Raw genomic sequence first — 11,563 nt, forward strand, 5'->3', positions numbered from 1 at the left:
ATTGTCGCCGCCGGCATTGCGCACGAGTTTCTGCGCCAATTCCGCCTTGGCCAGGGTATCTGCCAGCTTTTCGCCGGCATCTTCGATCAGCGCCGCGCCGGTGCTGATTTTAAGCGATACCACGCGGCCCTCCGCCACAACATGCCGGGTAAGATGCTCATGCAGGGCCTGGGCGAGCTCCATCGCATGCTTGAGATCGGCCACGGCAGCCAGTGCCGCGAACTGGTCTGCGGCTATGCGGCCCACCATCGCCTCACGCGGCAAAGCCTCGCCCAGGCGTTCAGCCACTGTTTTCAGCACCTGGTCGCCGATGTGATAGCCGAAGCCCTCGTTGATATCGCGGAAGGCATCGATATCCAGGTTGAAAACCACCCAGTTGCCATCGGCCAGGCGATGCGGCGCGGCCAGCATGCGCTCGGCTTCCGCGATGAAGCTGGCGCGGTTCAGCACGCCGGTCAGCGGGTCGTTGCGGCTGGCGTATTCCGCCTTCAACTCCACATCGCGGCGGTCTGAAATATCGCGCACCACGCCGATGAATCCGGGTTCGCCGCTATCGGAATCGAATTCCGCGACGCTGATATGGATCGGGAATATTTCGCCCGATTTACGCCGGCCCAGCGTGTCGCGGCCGATGCCCAGCACCTTGGCGCGATGGGTGCTGAGATAGTTGCGGATGTAGCTGTCATGGCCGGAACGGAACGGTTCGGGCATCAGGATGCGCACATTCTGGCCGACCAGATCCAACGCGTCGTAGCCGAAAAGCTGCGCGCCCACATTGCTTACCGATACGATCATGCCCTGGCGGTCGATCACGATCACGCCTTCGCCCATGGTTTCCAGCAGTACGCGCAGGGCCTCGCCGGCGGAATTGCCGAAATGGCGCGGCTCGGTGGATTTGGCATCCTCGGCTATTGGTTTCGGCGCCGGGCGGCTGGGCGGGATGATCGGTTCCGGCGTGGTAGGCCGCCAGTCCTTGTCGATCTCATCCAGCAGGCGCCAGCCGGGAAAACTGATCCGCGCCTCGGTGCCCTGGCCCACCTTGCTGGCCATGCTGAGCGTGCCGCCATGCAGTTCCATCAGCCGTTTGCTGATCGACAGGCCAAGCCCGGTGCCGCCATGCTGGCGCGCCACTTCGGCTTTGGCCAATTGGAAGGGTTCGAAGATCTGCTCCAGGCGCTCGGGCGGGATGCCGATGCCGGTATCCGCCACGCATAGCGCCAGGCTGCCATCGTCGTTGGGGTGGTATACCACGTCGATGGTGCCGCCCGATGGCGTGAACTTCACCGCATTGCCCAGCAGGTTGATCAGCACCTGCTTCACCACGCGTTCGTCGGCGCGCAACTGCGGCAGGTTTTCCGGGCAGAGATTGCGCAGGATCGAGCCGGCACGATCGGCCTGCGGGCGCACCATGGTAAGCGCCGAGGCGATCACGGCGGCCAGATCGACGGGTTTTTCATCCAGCGCATAATAGCCGGCCTCGATGCGCGACATGTCGAGGATATCGCCGATCAGGGCCAGCAGATGGGTGCCCGAGGCATTGATGTCGCGCGCGTAATCCACATACCGCGGCACGCCCACGGGGCCGAACATCTGGTCGCGGATGATTTCCGAAAAGCCGATGATGGCATTCAGCGGCGTGCGCAGCTCATGGCTCATATTGGCCAGGAACTGGCTCTTGGCGCGGCTGGCTTCCTCGGCACGGCGCAGCGCGGCCTCGATGCGGCGCTGCTGGTGATATTGCTCGGTGATGTCGCGGCCCGAGCCGCGATAGCCGATGAAGTGGCCGGCAGTGTCGTAAACCGGCTTGCCGCTGATCTCGAGCCAGATCTCGTCGCCGCTCTCGGTGAGCATGCAATAGCGCAGGCCGTGGAAGGGCTCGTGGGCATCCAGCGCGCGGCGATGGGCGGCCCAGAATGTTTCCTCGGTTTCGGCGGTGCCGGCCACGTCCCAGCGGCATCTGTTGATCAGGCGCTCGCGCTGGCGGTTGTTGGTTTCGGATGCGGATTCGGAAATCCAGGTGAAGCGATGTTCGGCGTCGGTCTCCCAAAACCAGTCCGAAGCCAACTCGGAAAAATCATGCAGCTTGTTTTCCGCCACCTGCAGCGCGGGGTCGCGCAAGGCATTCGGGTCGGCGATATCGGCTATCACCGCCACAGCCAGAATCGGGCCGGTGGGGGTGGCCCGGATTGGCGAAACGCTGATCGACTGGCAGAGCCAGCCATCGGCCCATCGCAGCATGATTTCGCTGCTTTTGCGTGTACCCGTCTCGTAAACCGAGCAAATTATCGGGGCTAGCCTTTCGGATTCTCCCAAAGCGAAGCCGGTTGAGAGAGGAGAGCCCTCTATGGTTGTTTCATTGAGGGTGCTAATCGCGCAATAGGCGGAATTGCAGGCAAGATAGAGGAAATCGCTGGCGCCATCCCGTTGCACGGCAAATGCCGGCCGGTCCAGCCAGTCCAGCACCTCACGTATCACTAGCCGTTGCGCTGGATCGAGCATCGTTGCCTTCCCTGCGGGCAGCAGCTTAAAGGGCTACGCCTCATCCGCGCAAGGGCATGCAATTTCTTGAATAAAATCCCTATCCAGCAGCCACTTGCACCATAGCGACAAATCGTCGCACAAACCGGGGAGACTGGGCTGCCGTCGGGCTTCGGTGTATGGTCCGGGCACTACAAAACCGGAATCCCCCACCCGGCAGACGGGGAGGGCTGTTGCGAGGGAACACATTATGCGGCTGATTTGGCAGCACTGGCGTATGCACGCCATGTTGGGGTTGTTCACGATGCTGGTATCGGCCATGGCGATGCCGGCTGCCGCCCTGGCGGAAACCGTTTACGGCCAGCCGGCCCCTTGGAAGTTGAACTTCCAGGCCGCCGCCAGCCCGGTGATGCATGATATCGTGCGCTTCCACGATCTGCTGCTGTGGATCATCACCCTGATCACCATCTTCGTTCTGGCCCTGCTGGTTTATGTGATGGTGCGGTTCCGCGCCTCCGCCAACCCGGTGCCGTCCAAGACCTCGCATCACACCCTGGTTGAAGTGGTGTGGACGGTGGTGCCGATCCTGATCCTGGTGGTGATCGCGGTGCCGTCGTTCAAGCTGCTGTATTTCGCCGACAAGACCAAGGAAGCCGAACTGACCATCAAGGCCATCGGCAAGCAGTGGTTCTGGAGCTACGAATATCCCGATAACGGCAACTTCACCTTCGACGCCATCATGACGGCCGACAAGGATCTGAAGCCCGGCCAGCTCCGCCTGCTGGATACCGACAATTCCGTGGTGGTGCCGGTGAACACCAATGTGCGTCTGCTCACCACCGCCGCCGATGTGATCCATGCCTGGGCCATGCCGGCCTTCGGCGTGAAGAAGGATGCGGTGCCCGGCCGCCTGAACGAAACTTGGTTCCGCGCCGAGCGCGAAGGCACCTTCTACGGCCAGTGCTCGGAAATTTGCGGCGCCTATCACGGCTTCATGCCGATCAAGGTGGAAGTGGTTTCCAAGGAAGCCTTCGCCAAATGGGCGGAGGAAGCCAAGCAGAAATATGCGCAAGTGGGTGGGCCGTCGCCCCGCCTCGCTTCCGCGCAGCAGTAACAGATTAGCCCCGAGAGGACCGTCATGGCTCACGCAAGTTCCGCCCACGGCGCGCACGACGACCACGCCCATCACGATCATCCCACCGGCTGGCGCCGCTGGGTGTATTCCACCAACCACAAGGACATCGGCACGATGTACCTGATCTTCGCCGTGATGGCGGGTCTGGTTGGCGGCCTGATGAGCGTGTTGATGCGTGCCGAGCTGATGAACCCCGGCAACGGCATCCTCGGCGAGAACCATCACCTGTTCAATGTGCTGGTCACCGGCCATGGCCTGGTGATGATCTTCTTCATGGTCATGCCCGCCATGATCGGCGGTTTCGGCAACTGGTTCGTGCCGCTGATGATCGGCGCGCCGGACATGGCCTTTCCGCGCATGAACAATATTTCGTTCTGGCTGCTGATCCCGGCTTTCGGCCTGCTGCTGATCTCCATCTTCGCCCCCGGCCCGGCCGGCGGCACCGGCATGGGCGGCGGCTGGACAATCTATCCGCCGCTTTCCTCCAGCATCGGCCATCCCGGCGCGTCGGTGGATTACGCCATCCTCAGCCTGCATATCGCCGGCGCCTCTTCGATCCTCGGCGCCATCAACTTCATCACCACCATCTTCAACATGCGCGCGCCGGGCATGACCCTGCACAAGATGCCGCTGTTCGTGTGGTCGGTGCTGATCACCGCGTTCCTGCTGCTGCTGTCGCTGCCGGTGCTGGCCGGCGGCATCACCATGCTGCTGACCGACCGCAATTTCGGCACTTCCTTCTTCAAGCCTGAAGGCGGCGGCGATCCGATCCTGTTCCAGCATCTGTTCTGGTTCTTCGGCCATCCCGAAGTGTACATCCTGATCCTGCCCGGCTTCGGCATCATCAGCCAGATCGTGTCCACCTTCTCGCGCAAGCCGGTCTTCGGCTATCTCGGCATGGCCTATGCCATGGTGGCGATCGGCGTCGTCGGCTTCGTCGTGTGGGCGCACCACATGTACACGGTCGGCCTGGATGTCGACACGCGCGCCTATTTCACCGCCGCCACCATGGTGATCGCGGTGCCCACCGGCGTGAAGATCTTCTCCTGGATCGCCACCATGTGGGGCGGCTCCATCGAGTTCAAGGTGCCGATGCTGTGGGCGATCGGCTTCATCTTCCTGTTCACCGTCGGCGGCGTCACCGGCGTGGTGCTGGCCAATGCCGGCATCGACTCGGCCCTGCACGACACCTACTACGTGGTGGCGCATTTCCATTACGTGCTCAGCCTGGGTGCCGTGTTCGCCATCTTCGGCGGCTTCTACTATTGGTTCGGCAAGATGTCGGGCTACGAACTCAGCGAGACCGCCGGCCAGATTCATTTCTGGACCACCTTCATCGGCGTGAACCTGCTGTTCTTCCCGATGCACTTCCTGGGCCTGCAGGGCATGCCGCGCCGCATCCCGGATTATCCGGATGCGTTCCATGGCTGGAACTACATCGCCTCGATCGGTTCCTATATCTCCTTTGGCTCCACGCTGTTCTTCGTGGCGTCGGTGTTCTACGCCTTCACGCGCAAGAAGCCGGTGGCGCAGAATCAGTGGGGCGAGGGTGCCACCACTCTGGAATGGACGCTGTCTTCGCCTCCGCCGTTCCACCAGTATGAGAAGCTGCCGGTCATCAAGTGACCGGCAGCCGAATTGATCGGCTAGAAAGCATCGGAAAAGCCCCGTGACCGACGCCAGTTACAGCTCTGCTAGCAGCATCGAGGCCGGCAATCCCGGCCTCGATGTCGCTTCGGCTGCCTCCGATTTCGGCGCCCGTACGGCCGATTTCATCGCCCTGCTGAAGCCGCGGGTGATGTTTCTGGTGGTATTCACCGGCCTGGTCGGCATGGTGGTGGCGCCGGGAGCGTTGCATCCGGTGCTGGCTTTCACGGCGCTGCTTTGCATCGCGGTGGGCGCTGGCGCTTCGGGCGCGATCAATATGTGGTTCGATGCCGATATCGATGCGGTGATGGAGCGGACCAGTGCGCGTCCGATCCCGCTCGGCCGTATCCAGCCCTCGGAAGCGCTCGGCTTCGGCAGCGTGCTGTCGGTCGGTTCGGTGGCCGTCATGGGGCTGGGCGTGAACTGGGTGGCGGCGCTGTGGCTGGCCATCACCATCGGTTTCTACGTGTTTGTTTATACGATGTGGCTGAAGCGCCGCACGCCGCAGAATATCGTGATCGGCGGCGCTGCAGGTGCTTTCCCGCCGATGATCGGATGGGCAGCCGTCACTGGCGATATTTCCCTCTATCCGGTGCTGCTGTTCGGCATCATTTTCCTGTGGACGCCGCCGCATTTCTGGGCGCTGGCGCTGTATCGCTCGGATGATTATGCCCGTGCCGGCGTGCCGATGCTGCCCGTGGTGGCCGGCGAAGCCGAGACGCGCCGGCAGATCCTCTATTACAGCCTCGTGCTGGTGCCTTTCACCCTGGTGCCCTGGTTGCTCGGCTATACCGGCGCGCTTTATGGCATCGGCGCGGCTCTGCTGGGTGCGGGTTTGCTGGTGTTGGCGGCGCAGATATTCCGCGGCAGTGGCATGGCGGCGCCCAAGCGGATGTTTGCCTATTCGATTCTTTATCTCTTCCTGTTGTTCGCGCTGTTGTTGGCGGAACGCTGGCTGGATCTGCCGATGGGCTTTCCCGGCCTGGCGGGGGGAGCCTGATCATGCCGCTGCATGACGAACATCGCCGCCGTCGCGGTCGCAATATCGCCTTGGGCGTTGTGCTCGGTGCGCTGGTGGTGCTGTTCTATCTGATCACCATGGTGAAGATGGCCGGCCGGGCTGGAGGTGCGGGATGAACGCGCCAGTCAACGAAAACAACACCGGTCCGCAGGATAAGGCCAGCCAGCAGGATAAGAATCGCCGCGTTGTCACCATCTGCGTCAGCGTGGTGGCTGTGATGACTGCCTTGTCTTTCGCCTCGGCGCCGCTTTACGACCTGTTCTGCCGTGTCACCGGCTTCGGCGGCACACCGCTGCGCGCCGATGCCGCGCCGGGTACGGATGGCAGGGTTCCGCAGCCTGGCAAGATGATCACGGTGCGCTTCAACTCCGATATTTCCGCCGATCTGCCCTGGCAGTTTTCGCCTGCGCAGCGCGAAGTGAAGGTGATGCCGGGCGAGGAGACGCTGATTTTCTATCGCGCCACCAACCCCACCAATCATCCGATCATCGGCAATGCCACCTTCAACGTCACGCCCGAGAAGGCCGGCCCGTATTTCAATAAAATTGCCTGTTTCTGTTTCACCGAGCAGGTGCTGCAACCGGGCCAGACCGTGGATATGCCGGTCTCGTTCTTCGTCGATCCCGAAATGCTGAAGGATCCGAAGACCCGCGAGATGCGCACCATCACGCTGAGCTACACATTTTTCCGCAAGCCGGGCGATGCCCGGGTATCCGACAGCGGCGCAGCGAATGGGGGCCAGCAGGCTACCCAGGGCGGCGCGCGCGGGGTAAATTGAACATGAAGAGCGAGTGAAGGGGGAGCCCATGGCCGCAGGCGCCGCACGTAATCACGATTATCATCTGGTCGATCCGAGCCCCTGGCCGTTCCTGGGCTCGATGGGCGCCTTTGCCTTGGCGATCGGCGCAGTGGCCTATTTCCATGGCGCCAGCCTGCTCTGGGTGGTGCCGGGCTTCGTCTGGGTGCTTTATGTCATGGTCGCCTGGTGGGCCGATGTGGTCCGCGAGGCCGAGCATGAAGGCCATCATACCCCCGTAGTGCAGTTGCATATGCGCTACGGCATGGTGATGTTCATCGCTTCCGAGGTGATGTTCTTCGTGGCCTGGTTCTGGGCCTATTTCAACGCCGCTTTCTATCCCACCGAGGCCATCGGGCATCAGTGGCCGCCGGCGTCGATCGAAACCTTCAATCCCTGGGAACTGCCCTTCATCAACACGCTGATCCTGCTGCTTTCGGGCACCACGGTCACCTGGGCGCATCATGCGATGCTGGAAGGCGATCGCAAGAGCCTGGTTCAGGGCCTGATCCTCACGGTGATCCTGGGTGCGATCTTCACCATGCTGCAGGCTTTCGAATACAGCCATGCCGCTTTCGGCTTCAAGGATGGCATCTATGCCTCCACCTTCTACATGGCCACCGGTTTCCACGGCTTCCATGTGCTGGTCGGCACCATCTTCCTGGCCGTCTGCCTGGCGCGCGCGGTGAAGGGCCATTTCAAGCCGAACCACCATTTCGGCTTCGAGGCGGCTGCCTGGTATTGGCATTTCGTCGACGTGGTCTGGTTGTTCCTGTTCGCCTGCATCTATTGGTGGGGCGCCGGGGCAGCCCATTGATGGGCCTCCGCATCGGCGGTGTTAAGGTTGGGGAGCGGCGGTGATGTATCCGCCGCTCTCGCCTTTTTCGGCCGGCCTGCGTTGCCGTTGCCCGCGTTGCGGCGAGGGCAAGCTGTTTTCCGGCCTGCTGAATGTGCGGCCCAGCTGCCCGGCCTGCGGGCTGGATTTTTCCAAGATCGATGCCGGCGATGGTCCGGCGGTCTTCGTGATCCTGATCCTGGGCTTCATCGTGGTGGGCCTGGCGCTGTGGCTGGAACTGAAATACGAGCCGCCATTCTGGCTGCATATGGTGCTGTGGGCGCCGCTGATCCTGGGTGGTTCGATCGGCATGTTGCGGCCGTTCAAGGCCACGCTGATCGCCCTGCAATATCGCCACAAGGCATCCTCCGATATCGAATTGCTGAACGAGTGACGTTTTGAAGATTTTCGGTTTCCGCCCGGCCTTCTGGCCCACCCTCATCACAGTGCCTGCCATGGTGCTGATGATCGCGCTTGGCATCTGGCAAACCCAGCGCCTGTTCTGGAAGCTGGATCTGATCGACACCATCCAGCGCGGCGTGACGGCCGATCCGGTGCCGCTTCCGCCGGGTGCGCTGGTTCCCGCCGAATGGAATTACCGGCGCGTGACCGTGCGCGGCGTGTTCGATTATGCCCACGAATTCCACATGCTGGCGCATTCCGAGCGCGGCAATTTCGGCTATCAGGTGATCGTGCCGCTCAAGCGCAGCGATGCGCCAGGCCATATTCTGGTCAATCGCGGCTGGGTGCCGGCCGAGCGCAAGCAGCCCGAAACCCGCGCCGAGGGCCAGGTGGCCGGCGAGGTGACGATCACCGGCATTGCCCGCGCGCCCTGGCCGAAGGGCTATTTCATCCCCGATCACGACGACAAGGCCAATCTCTGGTATCACGGCGATGCCGCCGGCATGCTGGCCGATGCCGGTATCGCCGATGCTCCGCTGCTTTTCCTGGATGCCGATGCCACACCCAACCCGGGCGGCTGGCCGCGTGGCGGCCAGACCCGGCTGACCCTGCCGAACAACCACCTGGCCTATGCCTTTACGTGGTATTCCGGCGCCGTGGTGCTGGCAGCGATTTATGTGCTATGGCATCGGAGACGGCAGCAAGGCGCCGTCTGATCCCGTAGCCGAGGGCCCGATAGCCGAGAGTGATGCAGGCCATGAAACCCTATGCCGAGCTTGAACAGCGCTTCCGCCGCCTTTCGGCGGTAGGCGGCGCACTTGCCATGCTGGGCTGGGATCAGTCGGCGATGATGCCGGAAGGCGGCGCCGAGGCCCGGGCCGAGCAGATGGCCACGCTGAGCGTGCTGCGCCATGAATGGCTCACCGATCCGGCATTGGGCGGCCTGCTGGAAGCCGCCGAGGAACAAGCCGACCGGCTGACCGACTGGCAACGCGCCAATCTGCGTGAGATGCGCCATGAATGGCGCCATGCCACGGCGCTGAACGGCAAACTGGTGGATGCCCTCAGCCGCGCCGCCGCAACCTGCGAGATGGTTTGGCGGAAGGCCAAGAAAGAGAATGATTTCAAGGCATTCGCCAAAGTTTTCGGGCCGGTTCTGGAACTGACAAGAGAGGCTGCCGCAGCCAAGGCGGCTTTGCTCGGCCGCTCGCCCTACGATGCCTTGCTGGATGAATATTATCCCGGCGGCTCGTCGAAAAGCATCGACGCGATCTTCGCCGATCTTGGCAAATTCCTGCCCGGCTTCATCGACAAGGCGCTGGCCCGACAGGCGAAGAAACCGGCGCCGCTGCCGATCTCTGGGCCGTTCAGCACCGATAAGCAGCGCGAGGCCGGGCTGTTTTTCATGAAGGCGCTGGGCTTCGATTTCCATCATGGCCGGCTGGATGTTTCGGCGCATCCCTTCACCGGTGGTACGCCCAGCGATGTGCGCATCACCACGCGCTATGCGGATGAGGATTTCACCCGCTCGCTGATGGGTGTGTTGCACGAAACCGGCCACGCGCTCTACGAACTCGGTTTGCCCGGGAAATGGCAGCATCAGCCGGTTGGCCGTGCCGGCGGCATGGTGCTGCATGAAAGCCAGAGCCTGCTGGTGGAGATGCAGGTTTGCCGTGGCGACGAATTCTTGAGCTTTGCCACGCCTGTGTTGCGCCGTATCTTCGGCGGCGATGGCCCGGCCTGGAGCCTGGAGAATCTCCAGCGCACCTATCGGCGCGTGCAGCCCAGCCTGATCCGCGTCGATGCCGATGAAGTGACGTATCCGGCCCATGTGATCCTGCGCTATCGCCTGGAGCAGATGCTGCTCTCGGGCGATCTGGCGATAAACGATCTGCCCGATGCCTGGGCCGATGGCATGCAGACCCTGCTGGGCGTGGATGTGCCCGATCATGGCCATGGCTGTCTGCAGGATATCCATTGGTCCACCGGTTCGATCGGCTATTTCCCCACCTACACGCTTGGCGCCCTGGCTGCCGCACAATTGTTTGCCGCCGCAAAGGCCGCCGATCCGGCGATCCAGCCCGGCATTGCCAAGGGCGATTTCAAGCCGCTGCTGCGCTGGTTGCGCAAGCATGTGCACAGCTTGGGCTCGCTGCTTTCCACCGACGATCTGTTGCGCCAGGCCACCGGCAATCCGCTGAATGCCACGGCCTTCAAGGCGCATCTCAAGGCTAGGTATCTGTCATGAAGTATGTTTCCACACGCGGCCAGGCGCCGGAACTGGATTTCGAAGGCGCGCTGTTGGCCGGTCTGGCCACTGATGGCGGCCTCTACGTGCCCGCCAGCTGGCCGCAATTCACCGTTGCCGAGTGGCGCGCCATGCGCGGCCTGTCCTATGCCGAACTGGCTTTCCGCATCATGCGGCCGTTTCTGGCCGGCGCTATTCCCGATGCCGAATTCCGCCGCATGATCGACGAGGCCTATGGCACGTTCGGCCATAAGGCGGTGGTGCCGCTGCGCCAGCTCGATGCCAACGATTGGCTGCTCGAACTGTTTCATGGCCCCACGCTGGCCTTCAAGGATGTGGCCCTGCAACTGCTCGGCCGCTTGTTCGACTGGGCGCTTGCGCGTTCGGGCAAGCGCGCCACCATCGTGGGTGCTACATCCGGCGATACCGGCTCGGCGGCCATCGAGGGCTGCCGGGGCCGTTCGGCGCTGGAAATCTTCATCATGTTTCCCGAGGGCCGGGTGTCGGATGTACAACGCCGGCAGATGACCACCGTGCCGGATGCCAATGTGCATGCTATCGCGTTGCAAGGCACCTTCGACGATGCCCAGGCCATGGTGAAGGCGCTGTTCAACGATGCGCAATTCCGCGATGGCGCCGGGCTTACGGCGGTGAATTCCATCAACTGGGCGCGCGTGATGGCGCAGATCGTGTACTACGCTGCCGCCGCGCTGGCGCTGGGTGGTCCGGATCGTCCGGTGGCCTTCAGCGTGCCGACCGGCAATTTCGGCGATATTTTCGCCGGTTATTGTGCGGCGCGCATGGGCCTGCCGATCCATAAGCTGATCGTGGCCACCAATCGCAACGATATTCTCACCCGCTTCGTGCAGAGCGGCGAATACCGCAAGAGCGGCGTGTCGCCCACGCAAAGCCCCAGCATGGATATCCAGGTGGCCAGCAATTTCGAACGCCTGCTATTCGATCTGCACGGTCGCGACGCCGCGCAGGTGCGGGCGCTGATG

Annotated in this window: 11 protein-coding genes; 10 read left to right on the forward strand and 1 reads right to left on the reverse strand. The window is 62.6% G+C overall.

Annotation, left to right across the window (positions count from 1 at the left end):
• Positions 1-2,238, reverse strand: a 2,238-nt coding sequence (locus KF827_RS18850) for a PAS domain S-box protein (RefSeq protein WP_291008939.1), incomplete at its 3' end; no start/stop codon positions are given.
• Between the two features lie 526 nt (positions 2,239-2,764).
• Between KF827_RS18850 and coxB the strand changes: the two genes are divergently transcribed.
• From coxB to thrC, 10 genes are all read left to right on the forward strand, one after another.
• Positions 2,765-3,592, forward strand: coding sequence for a cytochrome c oxidase subunit II (coxB, locus tag KF827_RS18855; protein WP_291008942.1), 828 nt, complete (start codon positions 2,765-2,767; stop codon positions 3,590-3,592).
• A 24-nt stretch (positions 3,593-3,616) separates the two neighbouring features.
• The gene (ctaD, locus tag KF827_RS18860; RefSeq protein ID WP_291008945.1) at positions 3,617-5,239 is read left to right on the forward strand and encodes a cytochrome c oxidase subunit I; all 1,623 of its coding nucleotides are present in this window, start codon (positions 3,617-3,619) and stop codon (positions 5,237-5,239) included.
• A 43-nt stretch (positions 5,240-5,282) separates the two neighbouring features.
• Positions 5,283-6,260, forward strand: coding sequence for a heme o synthase (locus KF827_RS18865; RefSeq protein WP_291008948.1), 978 nt, complete (start codon positions 5,283-5,285; stop codon positions 6,258-6,260).
• Between the two features lie 2 nt (positions 6,261-6,262).
• Positions 6,263-6,397 (forward strand): hypothetical protein, encoded by a 135-nt coding sequence (locus KF827_RS18870; protein ID WP_291008951.1) that lies wholly within the window; start codon positions 6,263-6,265, stop codon positions 6,395-6,397.
• On the forward strand, positions 6,394-7,059 hold the full coding sequence (locus KF827_RS18875; protein WP_291008954.1) for a cytochrome c oxidase assembly protein: 666 nt from the start codon (positions 6,394-6,396) through the stop codon (positions 7,057-7,059). Before KF827_RS18870 ends, KF827_RS18875 begins: the two co-directional genes overlap by 4 nt.
• A 28-nt stretch (positions 7,060-7,087) precedes the next feature.
• Positions 7,088-7,894, forward strand: coding sequence for a cytochrome c oxidase subunit 3 (locus KF827_RS18880; protein ID WP_291008957.1), 807 nt, complete (start codon positions 7,088-7,090; stop codon positions 7,892-7,894).
• 43 nt (positions 7,895-7,937) lie between these two features.
• Positions 7,938-8,306, forward strand: coding sequence for a DUF983 domain-containing protein (locus KF827_RS18885; protein ID WP_291008960.1), 369 nt, complete (start codon positions 7,938-7,940; stop codon positions 8,304-8,306).
• A gap of 4 nt (positions 8,307-8,310) precedes the next feature.
• Positions 8,311-9,030 (forward strand): SURF1 family protein, encoded by a 720-nt coding sequence (locus KF827_RS18890; protein ID WP_291008962.1) that lies wholly within the window; start codon positions 8,311-8,313, stop codon positions 9,028-9,030.
• Positions 9,031-9,062: 32 nt separating this feature from the next.
• Positions 9,063-10,562 (forward strand): carboxypeptidase M32, encoded by a 1,500-nt coding sequence (locus KF827_RS18895; protein WP_367273153.1) that lies wholly within the window; start codon positions 9,063-9,065, stop codon positions 10,560-10,562.
• On the forward strand, positions 10,559-11,563 hold a 1,005-nt coding region (thrC, locus tag KF827_RS18900; protein WP_291008965.1), incomplete at its 3' end, for a threonine synthase. The genes KF827_RS18895 and thrC, both read left to right, overlap by 4 nt.

It is taken from the genome of Ferrovibrio sp. (assembly GCF_019636075.1).
Classification (GTDB): domain Bacteria; phylum Pseudomonadota; class Alphaproteobacteria; order Ferrovibrionales; family Ferrovibrionaceae; genus Ferrovibrio.

What these genes read in the sequence shown, in the direction of transcription:
- coxB (WP_291008942.1), top strand. Translation starts at nt 2,765, where the DNA reads ATGTTGGGGTTGTTCACGATGCTGGTATCGGCCATGGCGATGCCGGCT.
- ctaD (WP_291008945.1), top strand. Translation starts at nt 3,617, where the DNA reads ATGGCTCACGCAAGTTCCGCCCACGGCGCGCACGACGACCACGCCCAT.
- KF827_RS18870 (WP_291008951.1), top strand. Translation starts at nt 6,263, where the DNA reads ATGCCGCTGCATGACGAACATCGCCGCCGTCGCGGTCGCAATATCGCC.
- KF827_RS18875 (WP_291008954.1), top strand. Translation starts at nt 6,394, where the DNA reads ATGAACGCGCCAGTCAACGAAAACAACACCGGTCCGCAGGATAAGGCC.
- KF827_RS18880 (WP_291008957.1), top strand. Translation starts at nt 7,088, where the DNA reads ATGGCCGCAGGCGCCGCACGTAATCACGATTATCATCTGGTCGATCCG.
- KF827_RS18885 (WP_291008960.1), top strand. Translation starts at nt 7,938, where the DNA reads ATGTATCCGCCGCTCTCGCCTTTTTCGGCCGGCCTGCGTTGCCGTTGC.
- KF827_RS18895 (WP_367273153.1), top strand. Translation starts at nt 9,063, where the DNA reads ATGCAGGCCATGAAACCCTATGCCGAGCTTGAACAGCGCTTCCGCCGC.